The following is a 17,938-nucleotide window of genomic DNA, read 5'->3' as shown; positions in this document are numbered from 1 at the left end:
TGAAGAACATGATCACCGGTGCTGCCCAGATGGACGGCGCGTTCCTCGTTGTGAACTCGGCTGACGGCCCGATGCCGCAGACCCGTGAGCACATCCTGCTCGCCCGTCAGGTTGGCGTTCCCGCGCTGGTCGTTTACATGAACAAGGTTGACCAGGTTGACGACGCCGAAATCCTCGAGCTCGTCGAAATGGAAATCCGCGAACTGCTCAGCAGCTATGGCTTTGACGGCGACAACATCCCCGTCGTCAAGGGTTCGGCTCTCGCCGCACTCGAAGGCCGTGACGACGAAATCGGCAAGAGCTCAATCGTTGCCCTGATGGACGCTGTCGACAGCGCCATTCCGCAGCCCGAGCGTCCGGTTGACAAGCCGTTCCTGATGCCCGTCGAAGACGTGTTCTCGATCTCGGGTCGTGGTACCGTTGTGACCGGCCGCGTCGAAACCGGCATCGTCAAGGTTGGTGAAGAAGTCGAAATCGTCGGCATCAAGGACACCAAGAAGACCACCGTTACCGGCGTTGAAATGTTCCGCAAGCTGCTCGACGAAGGTCGTGCAGGCGACAACATCGGTGCGCTGATCCGTGGCGTTGGTCGTGACGAAGTTGAGCGTGGTCAGGTTCTGGCCAAGCCCGGTTCGGTTACGCCGCACACTGAATTCTCGGCTGAAATCTACGTTCTGTCGAAGGATGAAGGCGGCCGTCACACGCCGTTCTTCGCCAACTATCGTCCGCAGTTCTACTTCCGCACCACCGACGTGACCGGCGAAGTGATCCTTCCCGAAGGCACCGAAATGGTCATGCCGGGCGACAACGTCACGATCGCTGTAAAGCTGATCGCGCCGATCGCTATGGAGCAAGGCCTGCGCTTCGCAATTCGCGAAGGTGGCCGCACCGTTGGTTCTGGGGTTGTCAGCACCATCACGAAGTAATATAGGCCGCGCATCCCGCCCGGATCACTGATTCGGGCGGGGCGGTTTATTTGAGATTCACAAACAGCTGTCCCGGCTTCCATAAGAGGTTGGGTTGGCTGTTTTCGCTCTTTGATATTGGTAGAAACAGGAATACGGTCCGTCATGGAAACGCAGAATATTCGCATTCGTCTGAAGGCTTTTGACCATCGCGTCCTCGATCAGGCGACAGGTGATATCGCAGAAACAGCTCGCCGCACTGGCGCACTCATCCGTGGCCCTATTCCTCTCCCTACTCGTATCGAAAAGTTCACCGTCAACCGCGGCCCGCACATCGACAAGAAGTCGCGCGAGCAGTTTGAGGTGCGCACATATAAGCGGTTGCTCGACATTGTGCAGCCCACCCCGCAGACAGTCGATGCGCTGATGAAGCTCGATCTTGCTGCAGGTGTCGATGTGCAGATCAAGTTGGCTTAAAGCCAGCAGGACACGGAATACCGCCAGACTTTAAGTCTGGGCCGCGTTCCCCGTCTTACCGGATTGTTTGCTGAGGCAAGCACCGGTGCCTAGCCCGGACGGGGCAATGCTTAAAAATTTGGGCTGGAATTAGGCGTCACGCCCTCCTGGCAATCGTGCCAGCCGGGCCTCTGACATTGGTATGGAGTATGATCATGCGTACTGGCGTGATCGCGAAAAAGATGGGTATGATGCGCCTCTTCAATGAAGATGGCCGTCACGTTCCCGTCACCGTTCTGGCGCTGGAAGGCTGCCAGGTGGTCGGTGCTCGTAGCGAGGACAAGGATGGCTATTTTGCTGTCCGTCTCGGTGCAGGAGCCCGTAAAGCGAAAAATGTAAACAAGCCGCAGCGCGGCGAATTCGCCAAGGCACAGGTTGAGCCCAAGGCTCGCGTTGCTGAATTCCGCGTTGAAAATGCCGACGGCCTGCTGCCGGTCGGCGCAACCATTTCGGCCGAGCATTTCGTTGCTGGCCAGCTGGTGGACATCACCGGCCACACCCAGGGTAAGGGCTTTGCCGGCGCCATGAAGCGCTGGGGCTTCGGCGGTATGCGCGCTACCCACGGTGTTTCGATCTCGCACCGTGCGCACGGTTCGACGGGTAACCGTCAGGATCCGGGCAAGGTGTTCAAGAACAAGAAGATGGCCGGTCACATGGGTGATCGCCAGCGCACGCAGCAGAACCTTGAAGTGGTTCGCACCGACGTCGCGCGCGGCCTGATCTTCGTCAAGGGTTCGGTCCCGGGTGCGAAGAATGCATGGCTGCTCGTCAAGGACGCCGTGAAGGTTGCTGCACCTGAAGGCTTGCCGTTCCCAGGCGCGCTGAAGGGTGACAATGATGTTGCTCCGATTGTCGAGGAAGAAGTCGTCATCGCGACCGAAGCCACCGAAGTCGAAGCTGCCGCTGAAGCACCTGCTGCCGAAGCTGCTGCGCCGGAGGCTCCCGCCGCTGACGCCAGCGAAGAACAGAAGGAGGGCTAAGCCATGAAGCTCAAGGTTCAAACCCTCGACGCCAAGGCAAAGGGCGACATCGACCTGAACGACGAAGTCTTCGGTCTCGAGCCGCGTGCAGACATTCTGCACCGCGTTGTCACCTGGCAGCGTGAAAAGGCTCGCGGTACGGCTCGTCCCACCCGTGAGCGTTCGGACGTTGCCCGCACCGGCAAGAAGTTCGGTCGCCAGAAGGGTGGCGGTACTGCCCGTCACGGTGATCGCGCCGCACCGACCTTTATCGGTGGTGGTAAGGCGCACGGCGCCCGCCTGCGCGACTTCAACCCGTCGCTGAACAAGAAGATCCGCACGCTTGGCCTGAAAATGGCCCTGTCGAGCAAAGCGAAAGCTGGCTCGCTGATCGTTCTTGAAGACCTCGATGTGAAGGAAGGCAAGACCAAGTCGCTTGCTGGCCAGATTGCGAAGCTTGGCTTTGGCAAGACGGCGCTCGTCATCGACGGTGAAGGCGTGAACGACAATTTCCGCAAGGCTTCGGCAAATCTCGTCGGCGTCAATGTGCTCCCCGCTGTGGGCGCCAACGTCTACGACATCCTGAAGCATGACACGCTGGTCTTGACCCGTGCCGCGGTTGAAAAGCTGGAGGCCCGTTTCAATGGCTAAGAAAGAAGCAATCGACGTCCGTCATTATGACGTGATCGTTGCGCCGCACATCACCGAGAAAGCAACTTTGCTTTCGGAAAACAACGCCGTTGTTTTCAAGGTAGCGGGCGATGCGACCAAGCCGCAGATCAAGGCTGCGGTTGAAGCATTGTTCGATGTCAAGGTGAAGGGCGTCAACACGCTTGTTCAAAAGGGCAAGACCAAGCGGTGGAAGGGCAAGCCCTACACCCGCACCGACGTCAAAAAGGCCGTTGTGACCCTGGCTGAAGGCCAGTCGATCGACGTCACCACCGGTATCTAAGGGCAGGAAAATGGCACTCAAGAGCTACAAACCAACCAGCCCGGCGCGTCGCGGCCTCGTGCTCGTCGACCGTTCGAGCCTCTACAAAGGCGGCCCCGTTAAGGCGCTGACCGAAGGCAAGCGCAAGACCGGTGGTCGCAACAACAAGGGCCATGTCACTTCGCGTGGCATCGGTGGCGGTCACAAGCAGAAATATCGCATTATCGACTTCAAGCGTCGCAAATGGGATATGCCGGCAACCGTCGAACGTCTGGAATATGACCCTAACCGCACGGCTTTCATCGCACTGGTGAAATATTCGGACGGTGAACAGGCTTATATCCTGGCACCGCAGCGTCTGAATGTTGGCGACACGGTTGTCGCGGGTGAAAAAACCGACGTGAAGCCTGGCAATGCGATGCTCCTGTCGCAGATGCCGGTTGGCACCATCTGCCACAATGTCGAGATGAAGCCGGGCAAGGGCGGCCAGATCGCCCGTTCGGCAGGCACCTATGTGCAGCTCGTCGGTCGTGACGGTGGCAAGGTCATCGTTCGTCTGACCTCGGGCGAACAGCGTTACATCCTGGGTAGCTGCATGGGCACGGTTGGCGCGGTTTCAAACCCCGACAACTCGAACACCACGCTCGCCAAGGCTGGCCGCAACCGCTGGAAGGGCATCAAGCCGCTTACCCGCGGTGTTGCAAAGAACCCGGTCGACCACCCGCATGGTGGTGGTGAAGGCCGCACCTCGGGCGGTCGCCATCCGGTGACGCCATGGGGTAAGCCGACCAAGGGTGCTCGTACCCGTTCGAACAAATCGACTGACAAGATGATCATCCGGTCACGTCATGCGAAGAAGAAGAGGTAAGTCATGGCTCGTTCCGTCTGGAAAGGTCCTTTTGTTGACCTTTATCTGCTGAAAAAGGCAGAAACCGCGCAGGATGCGAACAGCAGCGCGCCGATCAAGACCTGGTCGCGCCGCTCGACGATCCTGCCGCAGTTCGTCGGCCTGACGTTCAACGTCTATAACGGCCACAAGTTCGTCCCTGTCTCGGTTAACGAAGACATGGTCGGGCACAAGCTGGGCGAGTTCGCGCCCACCCGTACCTATCACGGTCACGGCGCAGACAAGAAGGGCAAACGCTAATGGGTAAGCAAGCCGCCCCCCGCCGCGTTGGCGAAAAGGAAGCTTTGGCTGTTGGCACCACCATTCGTGGTTCCGCGCAGAAGCTCAACCTTGTTGCTGCGCTGATCCGTGGCCGCAAGGTCGAAGAAGCGCTCAACATCCTCACCTTCTCGAAGCGTGCAATGGCTGTTGATGCGAAGAAGGTGCTGGCTTCGGCCATCGCCAATGCGGAAAACAACCACAATCTTGACGTCGACAGCCTTGTCGTCGCCGAGGCAAGTGTCGGCAAGGCGCTGACCATGAAGCGTTTCCACGCTCGTGGCCGTGGTAAGTCGACCCGCATCCTGAAACCGTTCAGCCGCCTGCGCATCGTCGTTCGCGAACAGGAAGAAGAGGCTTAATCATGGGTCAGAAGAGCAATCCGATCGGCCTCCGCCTGCAGATCAACCGCACATGGGACAGCCGCTGGTACGCCGAAGGTGCGGACTATGGCCGCATGCTGCTGGAAGACATCAACATCCGCAAGTTCATCATGAAGACGCTGCCCCAGGCTGCGATCTCCAAGGTGGTGATCGAGCGTCCGGCCAAGCTGTGCCGCGTTTCGATCTATGCGGCGCGCCCCGGCGTGATCATCGGCAAAAAGGGTGCCGACATTGAGAAGCTGAAAAAGGCCATTGGTAAGTACACCGATGCCGACGTCAGCCTCAACATCGTCGAAATCCGCAAGCCTGAAATCGACGCCAAGCTCGTCGCTCAGGGCGTTGCTGACCAGCTTATCCGTCGTATCGCCTTCCGCCGCGCCATGAAGCGTGCGGTGCAGTCGGCGCTTCGTCTGGGTGCAGAAGGCATCAAGATCACCTGCGGTGGCCGTTTGGGCGGCGCTGAAATCGCGCGCGTCGAATGGTATCGCGAAGGTCGCGTTCCGCTGCACACGCTGCGCGCCAATGTCGACTATGCCGAAGCCGAAGCACTTACCGCTTATGGCATCATCGGTATCAAGGTCTGGATCTTCAAGGGTGAAATCCTTGGTCATGACCCGATGGCGACCGACCGCTTGATGATGGAAGCGCAGACCTCGGGCGTTCGCCCGCAGTCTGATCACCGTCGCTGATAAGGGAATAGGCAAGCATCATGTTGCAACCTAAGAAAACCAAGTTCCGCAAGCAGTTCAAGGGCCGCATCTCTGGCAATGCCAAGGGCGGTACCGATCTGAACTTCGGTTCGTATGGCCTCAAGGCGCTGGAACCGGAACGCATCACCGCGCGCCAGATCGAAGCGGCCCGTCGTGCAATCACCCGTCACATCAAGCGTCAGGGACGTTTGTGGATCCGCGTGTTCCCCGATGTTCCCGTGTCGAAAAAGCCTGCCGAAGTCCGTCAGGGTAAGGGCAAGGGTTCGGTCGAATATTGGGCAGCCAAGGTTAAGCCTGGCCGCATCCTGTTCGAACTCGACGGTGTTCCGGGCCAGATTGCTGCCGTGGCATTCAGCCGCGCGGCGATGAAGCTGCCCATCAAGACCAAGGTTGTTGCCCGTCTTGGCGACACCTCGCATCTGGGAGCCGAAGGATGAGCAAGACTGAAGACCTGCGCGTCAAGACTGACGACCAGCTGGCAGCCCAGCTTGGCGAACTGAAGCGTGAGCAGTTCAACCTGCGCTTCCAGGGCGCTACCGGTCAGCTGGAAAAGCCGGCCCGCATCCGCGAAGTGCGCCGCGATATCGCGCGCATCAAAACCCTGCAGAGCGAGCGTGCAAGCGCCGCTAAGCAATCGGCATAAGGAGCACAACCGATGCCTAAACGTATTCTTACCGGCACCGTGGTGTCCGACAAGAACGACAAGACGGTCGTTGTGCTCGTTGAGCGCAAGGTAAAGCACCCGCTTTACGGCAAGATCATCCGTCGTTCGAAGAAGTATCACGCGCATGATGAAGCCAACACCGCGAAAGCCGGTGAAGTGGTTCGCATCCAGGAATGTGCGCCGATCTCGAAGAACAAGACCTGGACTCTGGTGGAGCGCGTTGGCGCCGCGCCAGAGGCTGCAGCCGAACTCGCGGAGGGTTGATCCATGATTCAGATGCAATCCAATCTCGATGTGGCTGACAACAGCGGCGCCAAGCGCGTCCAGTGCATCAAGGTTCTCGGCGGCTCTAAGCGTCGTACCGCTGGCGTTGGCGACATCATCGTGGTGTCGATCAAGGAAGCCCAGCCGCGCGGCAAGGTGAAGAAGGGCGACGTCCACAAGGCCGTTATCGTTCGCACCCGCAAGGACATCCGCCGTCCCGACGGTTCGGTCATCCGTTTCGACTCCAATGCTGCCGTGCTTATCGGTAACAACAAGGAACCGATCGGCACCCGTATCTTTGGCCCCGTAGTTCGTGAACTGCGTGCCAAGAACCACATGAAAATCATCAGCTTGGCACCGGAGGTGCTGTAATCATGGCTATGGCGAAAATCAAAAAGGGCGACACGGTTGTCGTGCTCGCCGGCAAAGACAAGGGCAAGACTGGTGAAGTCACCCGTGTCGATCCGAAGGCGTCGAAAGTCGTCGTTTCGGGCGTCAATGTTGCCGTGCGTCACCGCAAGCCGAGCCAGGCAAACCCGCAGGGCGGCCTCGACCGTTTCGAAGCCCCGTTGCATATCTCGAACGTTGCGATTGCCGACAAGAATGGCAAGCCGAGCCGCGTTCGCATTGAAACCGGCAAAGACGGCAAGAAGACTCGCGTCGCCGTGAAAACCGGGGAGAAGATCGATGGCTGATCAAAAATACACCCCGCGGATGAAGCAGCGCTATGACGACACCGTCGTCAAGGCCCTGACCGAAAAGTTCGGCTATGCCAACCGCATGGCTGTTCCGAAGATCGAGAAGATCACGCTCAACATGGGCGTCGGCGAAGGCTCGCAGGACAAGAAGAAGGTTACGACCGCTCTTGAGGAAATGAAGCTGATCGCTGGCCAACAGCCGGTAGTCACGCGTGCCCGCAAGTCGATCGCAGGCTTCACACTTCGCGAAGGCATGACGATTGGCGTCAAGGTGACGCTGCGCGGTGCCCGCATGTACGAATTTCTGGACCGTCTCGTCACGATCGCAATGCTCCGCATCCGCGACTTCCGTGGCCTGAACCCGAAGAGCTTTGATGGAGCCGGCAACTTTGCCATGGGCCTGAAAGAGCAGATCATCTTCCCGGAAATCAGCTATGATTCGATCGATACCGTTCGCGGTATGGACGTAATCGTAACCACCACCGCGAACAGCGACGATGAGGCTCGCGAGCTTCTTCGCCTGTTTGGTTTCCCCTTCCCGCAAGAACAAGCAGAGGAAAAGGAAGCAGCGTAAAATCGCAGCTCCCGCCCTCTTGTCAGAAAGGACGAGAACTTAAGTCATGGCGAAACTGAGTTCCATTAATAAAAATGAGCGTCGCAAGAAGCTCGTCAAGAAATATGCCGGTCAATATGCCCGGCTGAAGGCAATTGCCAATGACGAGTCGAAGGACGAAAGCGAGCGTCTGATCGCGCGCCTGAAACTGGCTGAGATCCCGCGCAATGGTAACCCGACCCGCGTTCGCAACCGTTGCGAAACCACGGGCCGTCCGCGCGCTTATTACCGCAAGTTCCGGCTCTGCCGTATCCAGTTGCGCGATCTGGCCAATAAGGGCCTGATCCCCGGCGTGACGAAATCGAGCTGGTAAGGGATAGAGAAAATGGCATTGACCGATCCTTTGGGTGATATGCTCACCCGCATCCGCAACGGCCAGCGCGCGAAGAAAGACTCTGTACTTTCGCCCGCGTCGAAGCTGCGTGCCCGCGTCCTCGACGTGCTGCAGCGCGAAGGCTATATCCGTGGTTACAGCGAAGAAGCGCTGGGCGCCCATAAGGGCCTGCGCATCGAGCTGAAATATTTCGAAGGCCAGCCTGCGATCCAGCATGTTGCACGCGTTTCGAAGCCCGGCCGCCGCGTCTATTCGGGCAGCACTGAGCTTCCCGTTGTCCGCAATGGCCTTGGCATCACCATCGTTTCCACACCGAAGGGTGTGCTTTCGGACGCCGAAGCACGCGCACAAAATGTCGGTGGTGAAATCCTGGCGGAGGTGTTCTAATGAGCCGCATTGGTAAGAAACCCGTTGCCATTCCGGCTGGCGTCACCGCCAGCATCGGTGATGGCACCTTGTCGGTGAAGGGCCCGAAGGGCGAACTCACCATGCCGATGAGCGACCTGATTTCCTACGAAATCAAGGACGAAGGCGTGTCAGTTATGCCTGCGAACAAGAGCAAGGAAGCTCGCGCATTCTGGGGCATGCAGCGCACCCTGGTGCAGAACCTCGTCACCGGCGTGACCGATGGTTTCACCAAGGTCCTCGAAATAACCGGCGTTGGCTATCGTGCAACGGCTCAGGGCAAGATCCTGAAGCTGCAACTCGGTTACAGCCATGACGTGAACTTCGACGTTCCCGAAGGCATTGAAATCAAGACGCCGGATAACACTACGGTGGAAATCATCGGGATCGACAAGCAGAAGGTTGGGCAGGTTGCTGCCGAAATCCGTCGCTGGCGCAAGCCGGAACCCTATAAGGGCAAGGGCATCAAATACCGCGGCGAATATATCTTCCGCAAAGAAGGGAAGAAGAAATAAGCCATGGCAAAACTGTCTCTCTTTGAAAAACGCCGCCAGCGCGTTCGTTCGAAACTGCGTGCGCAGGTTGCCGGACGTCCCCGTCTTTCGGTGCACCGCACCGGTCGCCACATCTATGCCCAGGTCATCGATGATTCCAAGGGTGTGACCGTGGCTTCGGCTTCGACCAACGACAAGGCGGTCAAGACCAAGAACGGTTCGACCTCTGCCGCCGCCGCCGAAGTCGGCAAGCGCGTTGCAGAAGCTGCGAAGAAGGCTGGCGTTACTAGCGTCGTCTTCGACCGTGGTGGTTTCCTGTTCCATGGCCGCGTCAAGGCGCTGGCCGATGCTGCCCGCGAAGGTGGGCTGGAGTTCTGATGATGGCTGACGAAAACAACACCAACGAAGACGTCGTCGTCGACGCAGCTGCTCCGGAAGCAGTTGAAGCAGAAGGCGGCCGTCGTGGTCGCGGTCGTGGACGTGGCGAAGGTGGCGGCCGTGGCCGTCGCGATGATCGTCGTCCGCGCGAAGAAAAGGAAGATGATGGCACGATCGAAAAGCTCGTCCACATCAACCGCGTTTCGAAGACCGTTAAGGGCGGTAAGCGCTTCGGTTTTGCAGCTCTCGTTGTAGTCGGCGATGGTCAGGGCCGTGTCGGCTTTGGTCATGGCAAGGCGCGCGAAGTGCCTGAAGCCATCAACAAGGCGACCGCTGCTGCGAAAAAGAAAATGATCCGCGTTCCGTTGAAAGACGGTCGCACGCTGCATCATGATGGCACCGGCCGTTTCGGCGCAGGCAATGTCTATGTCCGTTCGGCACCTGCCGGTACCGGTATCATTGCTGGTGGTCCGATGCGCGCCGTGTTCGAAAGCCTTGGTGTTGCCGACGTGGTGACCAAGTCAATCGGCACGTCGAACCCGTACAACATGGTCCGCGCCACTTTTGCGGCCCTGTCTGAACAGACCAGCCCCAAATCGGTGGCGCAGCGTCGCGGCAAGAAAATCGCCGACCTTCTCGGTCGCGGTGGCAGTAAGACTGCCGAAGCTGACGCCGAAGCTATTACGGAGTAATTCGACATGGCGAAAATCAAGATCAAGCAGACCGGTTCGCCGATCCGCCGCCCCGCCGTTCAGCGCAAGACGCTGCAGGGTTTGGGCCTCGACAAGATGCACAAGGTGGTCGAACTTGAAGACACCGCCGAAGTGCGCGGCATGATCCGCTCCGTGCGGCACATGGTCGAAGTAATCGGCTAAAATAATATCCTCTCCCGCTTGCGGGGGAGGAAAAATAGGGACAGTCCCTATTTTTTGGCGCGAAACAAAGCGAAAGCGAGTGCAAGACATGAAACTGAATGACATCCGTGACAATGAAGGTGCACGCCATCGCAAGATGCGCGTTGGCCGTGGTATCGGTTCGGGCAAAGGCAAGACCTCTGGCCGTGGCCAAAAGGGTCAGAAGAGCCGTTCGGGCGTAGCCGTCAAGGGCTTTGAAGGCGGCCAGATGCCCCTTCACATGCGTATTCCGAAGCGTGGCTTCAACAACATCTTCGCCAAGGATTATGCCGAAGTGAACCTGGGCATGATCCAGAAGTTCATCGACGCGAAAAAGCTCGATACCAAGGCTGTCATTGATCAGGCTGCGCTTAAGGCTGCTGGCCTGTCGCGTGGTGGCAAGGACGGCGTCCGCATTCTTGCCAAAGGTACGCTGACTGCAAAGGTCAATCTTTCGGTTGCTGGCGCATCAAAGGCTGCTGTCGAAGCTGTCGAAAAGGCTGGCGGCAAGGTTGAAATCCTGACCGTGAAGCCTGCGGCCGAAAAAGCTGCCGAGAAGAAGGGCAGCGCCAAGAAGGCCAAATGATTAAAGAGGCATAGTCCTCTTGTGCAACAGACCCCGCGTCCCGATATTGGCTTTGGCCGATATGGGCTGCGGGGTTTGGTGTTTCCGGGCTTCGGAAACATCGACATGTGAATTCGGGGTAGATTGCTCCCGCCGCAACGGCTAGCGCAGCAATCGGGAATCAAGGGAAAGTTATTTCATGGCATCGCGAGCCGACAAAATGGCATCCGGCGTAAATTTTTCGAACTTCGGAAAAGCCACCGATCTTAAGAACCGCATCTGGTTCACCATCGGTGCGCTGATCGTCTTTCGTCTGTTGAGCTTCGTCCCGCTACCGGGCGTTGATCCGATTGCGCAGGCTGCGCTCTATGCGAACAACGCCGCCGGTGGCGTACTCGACATCTTCAACACTTTCTCGGGCGGTTCGCTTGAGCGCATGAGCCTCATCGCGCTCGGTGTGATGCCCTATATTACCGCCTCGATTGTCGTGCAGTTGGCTGCTTCGCTGTCGCCAACGCTCGCGGCCATTAAGAAGGAAGGCGAAAGCGGGCGCAAAAAGCTCAACCAGTACACGCGCTATGGCACGGTATTGTTGACCGCCGTGCAGGGCTATTTCCTTGCCGCCGGGCTGGAATCGCTTTCGGCTGCCAATGGGATCAGCGCAGTTGTTGAACCGGGCCTTATGTTCCGTATCGTTGCGACCATCAGCCTGATTGGCGGTACATTGTTCCTGATGTGGTTGGGCGAACAGATTACCTCGCGTGGTATCGGCAATGGTATTTCGTTGATCATCATGGCGGGTATTGTCGCGCAGATGCCGCGACTTGTCGCCAATCTGCTCGAAGGCGGCCGCACCGGTTCGATCAGTGGCGTTATCGTTGTTGGCTTCATCGCGATGTTCGTTGGCCTGACTTTGCTCATCTGCTTCTTTGAACGCGCCCAGCGTCGTGTGTTGGTGCAGTATCCCAAGCGGGCAACCCAGCGTGGCATGATGCAGGCGGATCGCAGTCACCTGCCGCTGAAGCTGAATACTGCCGGCGTTATCCCGCCAATTTTTGCTTCTTCATTGTTGCTGTTGCCGGTGACCATCAGCCAGCTGGGCGGTAATCAAGTGGCGGGCGAAAGCGCGAGCGGTGATTTCATCATCCAATTGCTGCAATGGCTACAGCACGGCCAGCCGGTCTATCTGCTGCTTTATGGCCTCGGCATTGTCTTCTTCTGCTTCTTCTACACTGCGGTTGTCTTCAACCCCGAAGAAACGGCTGAAAATCTGAAAAAGGCCGGCGGTTTCATTCCGGGCATCCGCCCTGGCAAGAATACGCAGGACTATCTCGATTATGTGCTGACGCGTATCACCGTTTTGGGCGCTGCCTATCTGACTTTGGTCTGCCTTCTCCCCGACTTCATGATGGGGCAGACTGGCCAGACGCAGTTTTTCGTTCTGGGTGGGACCAGCCTGCTGATTCTGGTCAATGTGACGGTCGACACGATCGCACAGATCCAAGGTCATCTGATGGCGCACCAATATGGCGATCTGCTGAAAAAAGCGAAACTCAAAGGCAATCGCGGACGCTGATTCAGCAGGCGCAATGAAAACAAGGGACGGGGCAAAGTGAGCAAAACGCTGAACATCATTCTTCTCGGCCCTCCGGGTGCCGGCAAGGGCACGCAGGCCGGTATTTTGGTCGACACCCGCGCAATGGTGCAGCTGTCGACAGGTGACATGCTCCGGGCTGCGGTCAAGGCTGGAACGCCGATCGGCCTGAAGGCTAAGGCGGTGATGGACGCGGGTGAGCTGGTTTCGGACGAAATCGTCTCTGGTATCATCGGCGAAGCGCTTGATAAATTGGCCCCTGAAACCGGCGTAATCTTTGACGGCTATCCGCGGACCGATGCGCAAGCGCATTCGCTGGACACCATTTTGCAAGAGCGCAAACGCACCCTGCATCATGTTATCGAATTGGCGGTCAACGAAGACGCACTGGTCGAACGCATTGTCGGTCGTTTCACCTGCGCCAATTGCGGCGAAGGCTATCACGACACGTTTAAGAAGCCTGCCAAAGAAGGCGTCTGCGACAAATGCGGATCGACCGAATTCAAGCGCCGTCCGGATGATAATGAGGAAACGGTCCGCACCCGTATGGCTGAATATCGCGCCAAGACCGAACCCATTTTGCCGATCTACGAAGCACGTGGGTTGGTGAGCAAGGTCGATGGCATGGCCGATATCGACGATGTGACCAAGGCGATCGCCGCAATATTGGGCTGAGCCCACCCTTCCATCGCAATCTACATTGCCGAGCAGGGGGCTGCACGGCTATCAGGGCGCATGATCAAATATATCACATTAGGCGCCACCTCTTTGGCGCTTTTCACAACCTCTGCGCAGGCCGAGGTCAAAACCATGACCGAGCAAGGGTTTTCGACGCTTCATGCAGCCGATGTATTGGCGAAGCCGGAAGATGTCTGGAAACGCCTTCTCGCCCCGAAAGACTGGTGGAACCCGGCGCACAGCTGGTCCGGCAGCACCGAAGGCTTTTATATCGATCCGCAGGCTGGCGGTTGTTTCTGCGAGCTGTTCCAGGAAAAGGACAAGGACGGCAAAGTCGCCACCAAGGGCAGTGTCGAGCATATGCGGGTGATATTCTCGCAGCCCGGCAAGGTGTTGCGGATGCGCGGCAGCCTCGGTCCGCTGCAGGCCGAGGCAGCGACTGGAACTTTGACTATTGCCATGGAGCCGTTGAAGAGCGGATCCGGAACGCGGGTCAGCTTCTCTTATGTTGTCGGCGGCTATTTGCGTTTCAAAACCGCAGACATCGGGCCTGCCGTGGATGCGGTTTTGCGCGAACAGTTTGACCGGATGATCAAGCCGCTCGGTAAGGTTGTCGGCAACGAAACAGGTGACGCACCGGAAGAAACCAAGAAGGCCGATGCTAAAGCACCTACAAAAGCCGACCCCAAAAAAGCCGGAAAAGAAACCGATCTTGACGCGGCGGTCGAAGCTATCGAGCCTGAGCCTAAGGTAGGCAAGCCGGAAAAAGTTGAGGCTGACGACGCGGAAAGCGCCGATCAGCCTGAATAAGCCCCGAACGTGGTAGATCCATCCTCACCGCCCCGCATGCGGCGTAAAAAGCCCGTACGCGCGAAAGCCGAAATCGGCTGGTGCGAGTTGGTTGATCTACCGGGGCTCGGCCTGTCCGCCATCCATGCCAAAATGGATACCGGCGCGGCCACGTCATCGATTCATGCCACCCGCGTGAAAGCATTTGAGCGTGAGGGCAGGGAGTGGGTCGAATTCTGGTTCCGTCCCTTTCCGGGCGACACACCGCGCCGCTTCGAAGCCCCCTTGGTGGACCGGCGGCAGGTGCGCAGCTCGAACGGGGAAAAGCAGCATCGTTTTGTCATCGAAACGCAAATCTGCCTGGGTAAGTTATGTTGGAAATCTGAGCTGACACTGGCGAACCGCCGGTCGATGGCCTTTCCCGTCCTGATCGGGCGGCGGGCCCTAAGGCGCGGATTGATGCTGGTGAACAGCGGACGAAAATGGGTGCTGGGAAAGCCCGCACCATCGGAGGAAAAATGAAAATCGCAATGCTCGCGCGTAACGCCGGGCTTTATTCGCACCAACGCCTTGCCGAAGCGGCTCGGGCGCGGGGGCACGAAATCGACATATTGAACACGTTACGGGTGACGATGAACATCACCTCGCACCGGCCCGAAGCCTATTATCAGGGTGAGAAGATCAAGCGCTATGACGCTGTCATTCCCCGCATCGGGGCATCGGTGACCTTTTACGGTCTTGCCGTGCTGCGCCAGTTTGAAATGATGAAGATCTGGTCGCTGAATGAAAGCGTTGCGATAGGCCGGTCGCGCGACAAGCTGCGCAGCCTGCAGATTTTGGCACGCAAGGGGCTGGGGCTTCCGGTGACAGCTTTCGCGCATGATCCGCGCCAGACCGGCGAAGTCATCCAAATGGTCGGCGGCGCACCGGTGGTTATCAAGCTGCTCGAAGGCACGCAGGGTATCGGGGTGGTATTAGCCGAAACCGAAAACAGCGCGCGTTCGGTGATCGAGGCCTTTCGCGGCGCGAATGTGAACATCCTGGTTCAGGAGTTCATCAAGGAAGCCAAAGGTGCCGACATCCGGGCCTTTGTCATCGGCAACAAGGTTGTCGCGGCGATGGAGCGACAAGGTGCGGATGACGATTTCCGTTCCAACCTGCATCGCGGCGGGACGGCCAGCGCGATCAAGATTACGCCCGAGGAGCGTTCGACAGCTGTCCGTGCAGCACGGGCGTTGGGCCTCAATGTAGCCGGTGTCGATATGTTGCGGTCGAACCACGGCCCCGTGATCATGGAAGTGAACAGTTCGCCCGGTCTTGAAGGTATCGAAAAGGCAACCAACAAAGATATCGCGACCAAAATCATTCAGTTTATCGAAGACAATGCCGAAACGGGAAAGACGCGGACCAAGGGCACGGGCTGAGGTCGAAAAGCACGGCAGCGTGCGGCTTGACACCCCGCCCGACTCATCGTAAAGGGAGTACATCCGACACACTGGTAAAACCAGCAGCGCTTCTTTGCGCCCGCTGGTTTTTTCTGCGTTGTCGGCCCAACACTTTCGCGTTGAGATAAAACCTTTCGGGGTTTTGTGGAGCAAGGAGCAAGAAATTGGCACGTATTGCCGGGGTTAACCTACCTACCAATAAGCGCGTTATCATTGCGCTCACCTACATCCATGGCATTGGCCGCACCAAGGCGGTCGAAATTGCCGACAAGCTGGGAATCGATCACACCCGCCGGGTGCAGGACCTTTCGGACGCTGAAGTCCTGAAGATCCGTGAAACGATCGATGCCGACCATACCGTCGAAGGTGACCTTCGCCGTAACACTGCGATGAACATCAAGCGTTTGATGGACCTCGCATGCTATCGCGGCTTGCGTCATCGTAAGGGCCTTCCTGTCCGCGGTCAGCGCACGCACACCAATGCGCGCACCCGCAAGGGCAAGGCGAAGCCCATCGCCGGTAAGAAGAAGTAAGCGCGGGTCTCCGCAGCTTTTCCCAGATAAAGACAGGATAGAGCAAAATGGCACGCGAACCACAGCGCATCAAACGGCGCGAACGCAAGAATATCTCGGCAGGTGTTGCCCACGTCAACGCCAGCTTCAACAACACGATGATCACCATCACCGACGCACAGGGCAATGCCATCAGCTGGTCGTCGGCAGGCATGATGGGCTTCAAGGGCAGCCGCAAGTCGACTCCCTATGCCGCCCAGGTAGCCGCAGAAGACGCCGGCAAGAAGGCTGCGGAACATGGCGTTCGCACGCTCGAAGTCGAAGTGAAGGGTCCCGGTTCGGGCCGCGAGAGCGCCTTGCGCGCCCTGCAGGCAGTCGGCTTCACCATCACCTCGATCCGCGACGTGACGCCGATTCCGCATAATGGTGTGCGTCCTTCGAAGCGTCGCCGCGTCTGAAGCCGTTTCAAGGGTGCGGGCCAGCCGGTCCGCGTCCTTCATTTTCAAGGCGGTTCGGTAAGGTGCACCAATACACCGATCCCGCCCAACCTAGGGGAAATCCATGTCCGTCAACATGAAGAACTGGCAGGAACTGAAAAAGCCCATGGGCCTCGAAGTGAAGCCCGCTGGCGACGCACGTCGCAAGGCAACCTTCGTCGCCGAACCTCTCGAGCGTGGTTTTGGCCTGACGCTCGGCAACGCGCTGCGCCGCGTGCTGCTCTCGTCGCTGCAGGGTGCAGCGATCACCTCGATCAAGATCGAAAATGTCCTTCACGAATTCTCGTCGCTCGCCGGCGTGCGTGAAGACGTCACCGACATCGTCCTCAACATCAAGCAGGTTGCCCTGAAGATGGAAGGCGAAGGTCCGAAGCGCATGCAGCTTTCGGCTACCGGCCCTGCGACCGTCAAGGCTGGCGACATCGCGGTGACCGGTGACATTCAGGTGATGAACCCTGAACTGATCATCTGCCACCTCGACGATGGTGCGACGCTGAACATGGAAATCACTGCCGACACCGGCAAGGGTTATGTTCCTGCAGTTGCCAACCGTCCGGCAGACGCGCCGATCGGTCTTATCCCGGTTGACTCGCTTTACTCGCCGGTCCGCCAGGTTGCTTACAAGATCGACAATGCGCGTATCGGCCAGGAACTGGACTTCGACAAGCTGAACCTGACCGTTGAAACCGACGGTACAGTAACCCCGGAAGATGCAGTCGCTTATGCTGCCCGCATCCTTCAGGACCAGCTGCAGGTCTTCGTCCACTTCGAAGAGTCGATGGCTGCTTCGTCGCCGATGATCGGCCTTGCTGCCGCTCCGGCTTCGAGCGAGGAATCGGACGCCAACCAGCTCAACCGTTACCTTCTCAAGAAGGTCGACGAGCTCGAGCTTTCGGTCCGTTCGGCCAACTGCCTCAAGAACGACAACATCATCTATATCGGTGACCTCGTTCAGAAGAGCGAAGCCGAGATGCTGCGCACGCCGAACTTCGGCCGCAAGTCGCTCAACGAAATCAAGGAAGTCCTTTCGTCGATGGGCCTGCGCCTCGGCATGGACATCCCCGGTTGGCCGCCTGAAAATATCGAAGAAATGGCCAAAAAGCTCGAACAAGAGCTGCTGGGCTGAACCTGAATTCTCCTCCCCGTTCGCGGGGAGGAAGAAGGGCAATGGGCCACCCTCGAAACGGCCTGGACTGGGGTACCTTGCACGGCCCCCTTACGAACGAAGGAAAAGATCATGCGCCATAAAGTAGGCCAACGTAAACTGAACCGCACCGGCAGCCATCGCATTGCGATGCTGCGCAACATGGCGGCTTCGCTGATCAAGCACGAACAGATCACCACCGGCGTTGCCAAGGCGAAAGAACTTCGTCCCTATGTCGAAAAGCTGATCACGCTTGCCAAGAAGGGCGGTCTTTCGAACCGTCGTCTCGCGCAGAGCCGTCTTATGGACGATGCGCAGCTCGCCAAGCTGTTCGATGTGCTCGCAGAGCGCTACAAGGACCGCAACGGCGGCTATACCCGCATCATCAAGGCCGGCTTCCGC

General features: G+C 58.2%; 31 protein-coding genes. All 31 read left to right on the top strand.

What is annotated here, in order from left to right; translation table 11 throughout:
- Window positions 1-926 (top strand): elongation factor Tu (tuf, locus tag Q0239_RS18100; RefSeq protein ID WP_298605467.1); only part of this gene is annotated, 926 nt, incomplete at its 5' end.
- A 144-nt stretch (window positions 927-1,070) separates the two neighbouring features.
- Window positions 1,071-1,382: a 30S ribosomal protein S10 gene (rpsJ, locus tag Q0239_RS18095; RefSeq protein WP_298605465.1), complete on the top strand. Its 312-nt coding sequence runs from the start codon at window positions 1,071-1,073 to the stop codon at window positions 1,380-1,382.
- Window positions 1,383-1,576: 194 nt separating this feature from the next.
- Window positions 1,577-2,401, top strand: coding sequence for a 50S ribosomal protein L3 (rplC, locus tag Q0239_RS18090; RefSeq protein WP_298605463.1), 825 nt, complete (start codon window positions 1,577-1,579; stop codon window positions 2,399-2,401).
- A 3-nt stretch (window positions 2,402-2,404) separates the two neighbouring features.
- Window positions 2,405-3,031 carry a 50S ribosomal protein L4 gene (gene rplD, locus Q0239_RS18085; RefSeq protein WP_298605460.1) on the top strand — a complete coding sequence of 209 codons (627 nt, stop codon included), beginning with the start codon at window positions 2,405-2,407 and terminating at the stop codon, window positions 3,029-3,031.
- Complete coding sequence (locus tag Q0239_RS18080; protein ID WP_298605458.1) at window positions 3,024-3,332, top strand: 50S ribosomal protein L23; 309 nt, start codon at window positions 3,024-3,026, stop codon at window positions 3,330-3,332. The genes rplD and Q0239_RS18080 overlap by 8 nt, the downstream gene beginning before the upstream one ends.
- Window positions 3,333-3,342: 10 nt before the next feature.
- Window positions 3,343-4,179 carry a 50S ribosomal protein L2 gene (rplB, locus tag Q0239_RS18075; RefSeq protein WP_298605456.1) on the top strand — a complete coding sequence of 279 codons (837 nt, stop codon included), beginning with the start codon at window positions 3,343-3,345 and terminating at the stop codon, window positions 4,177-4,179.
- Between the two features lie 3 nt (window positions 4,180-4,182).
- On the top strand, window positions 4,183-4,458 hold the full coding sequence (gene rpsS, locus Q0239_RS18070; RefSeq protein ID WP_115547709.1) for a 30S ribosomal protein S19: 276 nt from the start codon (window positions 4,183-4,185) through the stop codon (window positions 4,456-4,458).
- Window positions 4,458-4,838, top strand: coding sequence for a 50S ribosomal protein L22 (rplV, locus tag Q0239_RS18065; protein ID WP_298605454.1), 381 nt, complete (start codon window positions 4,458-4,460; stop codon window positions 4,836-4,838). Before rpsS ends, rplV begins: the two co-directional genes overlap by 1 nt.
- A gap of 2 nt (window positions 4,839-4,840) precedes the next feature.
- Window positions 4,841-5,548 carry a 30S ribosomal protein S3 gene (rpsC, locus tag Q0239_RS18060; RefSeq protein WP_298605452.1) on the top strand — a complete coding sequence of 236 codons (708 nt, stop codon included), beginning with the start codon at window positions 4,841-4,843 and terminating at the stop codon, window positions 5,546-5,548.
- Between the two features lie 20 nt (window positions 5,549-5,568).
- Window positions 5,569-6,006 carry a 50S ribosomal protein L16 gene (rplP, locus tag Q0239_RS18055; protein ID WP_298605449.1) on the top strand — a complete coding sequence of 146 codons (438 nt, stop codon included), beginning with the start codon at window positions 5,569-5,571 and terminating at the stop codon, window positions 6,004-6,006.
- Window positions 6,003-6,212, top strand: coding sequence for a 50S ribosomal protein L29 (gene rpmC, locus Q0239_RS18050; protein WP_298605447.1), 210 nt, complete (start codon window positions 6,003-6,005; stop codon window positions 6,210-6,212). The genes rplP and rpmC overlap by 4 nt, the downstream gene beginning before the upstream one ends.
- A gap of 12 nt (window positions 6,213-6,224) precedes the next feature.
- Window positions 6,225-6,497, top strand: coding sequence for a 30S ribosomal protein S17 (rpsQ, locus tag Q0239_RS18045; RefSeq protein ID WP_298605445.1), 273 nt, complete (start codon window positions 6,225-6,227; stop codon window positions 6,495-6,497).
- A 3-nt stretch (window positions 6,498-6,500) separates the two neighbouring features.
- Window positions 6,501-6,869, top strand: coding sequence for a 50S ribosomal protein L14 (gene rplN, locus Q0239_RS18040; protein ID WP_298605444.1), 369 nt, complete (start codon window positions 6,501-6,503; stop codon window positions 6,867-6,869).
- Between the two features lie 2 nt (window positions 6,870-6,871).
- Complete coding sequence (rplX, locus tag Q0239_RS18035) at window positions 6,872-7,192, top strand: 50S ribosomal protein L24 (RefSeq protein WP_298605442.1); 321 nt, start codon at window positions 6,872-6,874, stop codon at window positions 7,190-7,192.
- Window positions 7,185-7,769: a 50S ribosomal protein L5 gene (gene rplE / locus Q0239_RS18030; RefSeq protein WP_298605440.1), complete on the top strand. Its 585-nt coding sequence runs from the start codon at window positions 7,185-7,187 to the stop codon at window positions 7,767-7,769. The genes rplX and rplE overlap by 8 nt, the downstream gene beginning before the upstream one ends.
- A gap of 46 nt (window positions 7,770-7,815) precedes the next feature.
- The gene (rpsN, locus tag Q0239_RS18025) at window positions 7,816-8,121 is read left to right on the top strand and encodes a 30S ribosomal protein S14 (RefSeq protein WP_115547718.1); all 306 of its coding nucleotides are present in this window, start codon (window positions 7,816-7,818) and stop codon (window positions 8,119-8,121) included.
- A 12-nt stretch (window positions 8,122-8,133) separates the two neighbouring features.
- Window positions 8,134-8,529, top strand: a complete 396-nt coding sequence (gene rpsH / locus Q0239_RS18020) for a 30S ribosomal protein S8 (protein ID WP_298605437.1) — start codon at window positions 8,134-8,136, stop codon at window positions 8,527-8,529.
- A complete protein-coding gene (gene rplF / locus Q0239_RS18015) occupies window positions 8,529-9,062 on the top strand; it encodes a 50S ribosomal protein L6 (protein WP_298605435.1) in 534 nt (177 codons plus the stop codon). Before rpsH ends, rplF begins: the two co-directional genes overlap by 1 nt.
- A 3-nt stretch (window positions 9,063-9,065) precedes the next feature.
- A complete protein-coding gene (gene rplR / locus Q0239_RS18010; RefSeq protein ID WP_298605433.1) occupies window positions 9,066-9,419 on the top strand; it encodes a 50S ribosomal protein L18 in 354 nt (117 codons plus the stop codon).
- Window positions 9,420-9,421: 2 nt separating this feature from the next.
- The gene (gene rpsE / locus Q0239_RS18005) at window positions 9,422-10,111 is read left to right on the top strand and encodes a 30S ribosomal protein S5 (protein ID WP_298605470.1); all 690 of its coding nucleotides are present in this window, start codon (window positions 9,422-9,424) and stop codon (window positions 10,109-10,111) included.
- Between the two features lie 6 nt (window positions 10,112-10,117).
- Window positions 10,118-10,294 carry a 50S ribosomal protein L30 gene (gene rpmD, locus Q0239_RS18000; RefSeq protein ID WP_115547722.1) on the top strand — a complete coding sequence of 59 codons (177 nt, stop codon included), beginning with the start codon at window positions 10,118-10,120 and terminating at the stop codon, window positions 10,292-10,294.
- 88 nt (window positions 10,295-10,382) lie between these two features.
- Window positions 10,383-10,898, top strand: coding sequence for a 50S ribosomal protein L15 (rplO, locus tag Q0239_RS17995; protein ID WP_298605430.1), 516 nt, complete (start codon window positions 10,383-10,385; stop codon window positions 10,896-10,898).
- Window positions 10,899-11,076: 178 nt separating this feature from the next.
- A complete protein-coding gene (gene secY / locus Q0239_RS17990; protein WP_298605428.1) occupies window positions 11,077-12,453 on the top strand; it encodes a preprotein translocase subunit SecY in 1,377 nt (458 codons plus the stop codon).
- A 48-nt stretch (window positions 12,454-12,501) separates the two neighbouring features.
- On the top strand, window positions 12,502-13,146 hold the full coding sequence (locus tag Q0239_RS17985) for an adenylate kinase (RefSeq protein WP_298605469.1): 645 nt from the start codon (window positions 12,502-12,504) through the stop codon (window positions 13,144-13,146).
- A 60-nt stretch (window positions 13,147-13,206) separates the two neighbouring features.
- On the top strand, window positions 13,207-13,959 hold the full coding sequence (locus tag Q0239_RS17980) for a hypothetical protein (protein WP_298605426.1): 753 nt from the start codon (window positions 13,207-13,209) through the stop codon (window positions 13,957-13,959).
- 36 nt (window positions 13,960-13,995) lie between these two features.
- Window positions 13,996-14,460: an ATP-dependent zinc protease gene (locus Q0239_RS17975; protein WP_298605424.1), complete on the top strand. Its 465-nt coding sequence runs from the start codon at window positions 13,996-13,998 to the stop codon at window positions 14,458-14,460.
- Window positions 14,457-15,362: a 30S ribosomal protein S6--L-glutamate ligase gene (gene rimK / locus Q0239_RS17970; RefSeq protein ID WP_298605422.1), complete on the top strand. Its 906-nt coding sequence runs from the start codon at window positions 14,457-14,459 to the stop codon at window positions 15,360-15,362. The genes Q0239_RS17975 and rimK overlap by 4 nt, the downstream gene beginning before the upstream one ends.
- Window positions 15,363-15,547: 185 nt before the next feature.
- Complete coding sequence (rpsM, locus tag Q0239_RS17965; protein ID WP_298605420.1) at window positions 15,548-15,916, top strand: 30S ribosomal protein S13; 369 nt, start codon at window positions 15,548-15,550, stop codon at window positions 15,914-15,916.
- Window positions 15,917-15,963: 47 nt separating this feature from the next.
- A complete protein-coding gene (rpsK, locus tag Q0239_RS17960) occupies window positions 15,964-16,353 on the top strand; it encodes a 30S ribosomal protein S11 (RefSeq protein WP_298605419.1) in 390 nt (129 codons plus the stop codon).
- 103 nt (window positions 16,354-16,456) lie between these two features.
- Entirely contained in the window at window positions 16,457-17,518 is a 1,062-nt protein-coding gene (locus Q0239_RS17955) for a DNA-directed RNA polymerase subunit alpha (protein ID WP_298605417.1), read from the top strand.
- 111 nt (window positions 17,519-17,629) lie between these two features.
- Window positions 17,630-17,938: 50S ribosomal protein L17 (gene rplQ, locus Q0239_RS17950; protein WP_298605415.1), on the top strand; the 309-nt coding region annotated here is incomplete at its 3' end.

It is taken from the genome of uncultured Sphingorhabdus sp., from assembly GCF_937872355.1.
Classification (GTDB): domain Bacteria; phylum Pseudomonadota; class Alphaproteobacteria; order Sphingomonadales; family Sphingomonadaceae; genus Sphingorhabdus_B.
The sequence above is the reverse complement of the archived record's forward strand: the minus strand, read 5'-3'. Positions and strand labels throughout refer to the sequence as shown.

What these genes read in the sequence shown, in the direction of transcription:
- rpsJ (WP_298605465.1), top strand. Translation starts at nt 1,071, where the DNA reads ATGGAAACGCAGAATATTCGCATTCGTCTGAAGGCTTTTGACCATCGC.
- rplC (WP_298605463.1), top strand. Translation starts at nt 1,577, where the DNA reads ATGCGTACTGGCGTGATCGCGAAAAAGATGGGTATGATGCGCCTCTTC.
- rplD (WP_298605460.1), top strand. Translation starts at nt 2,405, where the DNA reads ATGAAGCTCAAGGTTCAAACCCTCGACGCCAAGGCAAAGGGCGACATC.
- Q0239_RS18080 (WP_298605458.1), top strand. Translation starts at nt 3,024, where the DNA reads ATGGCTAAGAAAGAAGCAATCGACGTCCGTCATTATGACGTGATCGTT.
- rplB (WP_298605456.1), top strand. Translation starts at nt 3,343, where the DNA reads ATGGCACTCAAGAGCTACAAACCAACCAGCCCGGCGCGTCGCGGCCTC.
- rpsS (WP_115547709.1), top strand. Translation starts at nt 4,183, where the DNA reads ATGGCTCGTTCCGTCTGGAAAGGTCCTTTTGTTGACCTTTATCTGCTG.
- rplV (WP_298605454.1), top strand. Translation starts at nt 4,458, where the DNA reads ATGGGTAAGCAAGCCGCCCCCCGCCGCGTTGGCGAAAAGGAAGCTTTG.
- rpsC (WP_298605452.1), top strand. Translation starts at nt 4,841, where the DNA reads ATGGGTCAGAAGAGCAATCCGATCGGCCTCCGCCTGCAGATCAACCGC.
- rplP (WP_298605449.1), top strand. Translation starts at nt 5,569, where the DNA reads ATGTTGCAACCTAAGAAAACCAAGTTCCGCAAGCAGTTCAAGGGCCGC.
- rpmC (WP_298605447.1), top strand. Translation starts at nt 6,003, where the DNA reads ATGAGCAAGACTGAAGACCTGCGCGTCAAGACTGACGACCAGCTGGCA.
- rpsQ (WP_298605445.1), top strand. Translation starts at nt 6,225, where the DNA reads ATGCCTAAACGTATTCTTACCGGCACCGTGGTGTCCGACAAGAACGAC.
- rplN (WP_298605444.1), top strand. Translation starts at nt 6,501, where the DNA reads ATGATTCAGATGCAATCCAATCTCGATGTGGCTGACAACAGCGGCGCC.
- rplX (WP_298605442.1), top strand. Translation starts at nt 6,872, where the DNA reads ATGGCTATGGCGAAAATCAAAAAGGGCGACACGGTTGTCGTGCTCGCC.
- rplE (WP_298605440.1), top strand. Translation starts at nt 7,185, where the DNA reads ATGGCTGATCAAAAATACACCCCGCGGATGAAGCAGCGCTATGACGAC.
- rpsN (WP_115547718.1), top strand. Translation starts at nt 7,816, where the DNA reads ATGGCGAAACTGAGTTCCATTAATAAAAATGAGCGTCGCAAGAAGCTC.
- rpsH (WP_298605437.1), top strand. Translation starts at nt 8,134, where the DNA reads ATGGCATTGACCGATCCTTTGGGTGATATGCTCACCCGCATCCGCAAC.
- rplF (WP_298605435.1), top strand. Translation starts at nt 8,529, where the DNA reads ATGAGCCGCATTGGTAAGAAACCCGTTGCCATTCCGGCTGGCGTCACC.
- rplR (WP_298605433.1), top strand. Translation starts at nt 9,066, where the DNA reads ATGGCAAAACTGTCTCTCTTTGAAAAACGCCGCCAGCGCGTTCGTTCG.
- rpsE (WP_298605470.1), top strand. Translation starts at nt 9,422, where the DNA reads ATGGCTGACGAAAACAACACCAACGAAGACGTCGTCGTCGACGCAGCT.
- rpmD (WP_115547722.1), top strand. Translation starts at nt 10,118, where the DNA reads ATGGCGAAAATCAAGATCAAGCAGACCGGTTCGCCGATCCGCCGCCCC.
- rplO (WP_298605430.1), top strand. Translation starts at nt 10,383, where the DNA reads ATGAAACTGAATGACATCCGTGACAATGAAGGTGCACGCCATCGCAAG.
- secY (WP_298605428.1), top strand. Translation starts at nt 11,077, where the DNA reads ATGGCATCGCGAGCCGACAAAATGGCATCCGGCGTAAATTTTTCGAAC.
- Q0239_RS17980 (WP_298605426.1), top strand. Translation starts at nt 13,207, where the DNA reads ATGATCAAATATATCACATTAGGCGCCACCTCTTTGGCGCTTTTCACA.
- Q0239_RS17975 (WP_298605424.1), top strand. Translation starts at nt 13,996, where the DNA reads ATGCGGCGTAAAAAGCCCGTACGCGCGAAAGCCGAAATCGGCTGGTGC.
- rimK (WP_298605422.1), top strand. Translation starts at nt 14,457, where the DNA reads ATGAAAATCGCAATGCTCGCGCGTAACGCCGGGCTTTATTCGCACCAA.
- rpsK (WP_298605419.1), top strand. Translation starts at nt 15,964, where the DNA reads ATGGCACGCGAACCACAGCGCATCAAACGGCGCGAACGCAAGAATATC.
- Q0239_RS17955 (WP_298605417.1), top strand. Translation starts at nt 16,457, where the DNA reads ATGTCCGTCAACATGAAGAACTGGCAGGAACTGAAAAAGCCCATGGGC.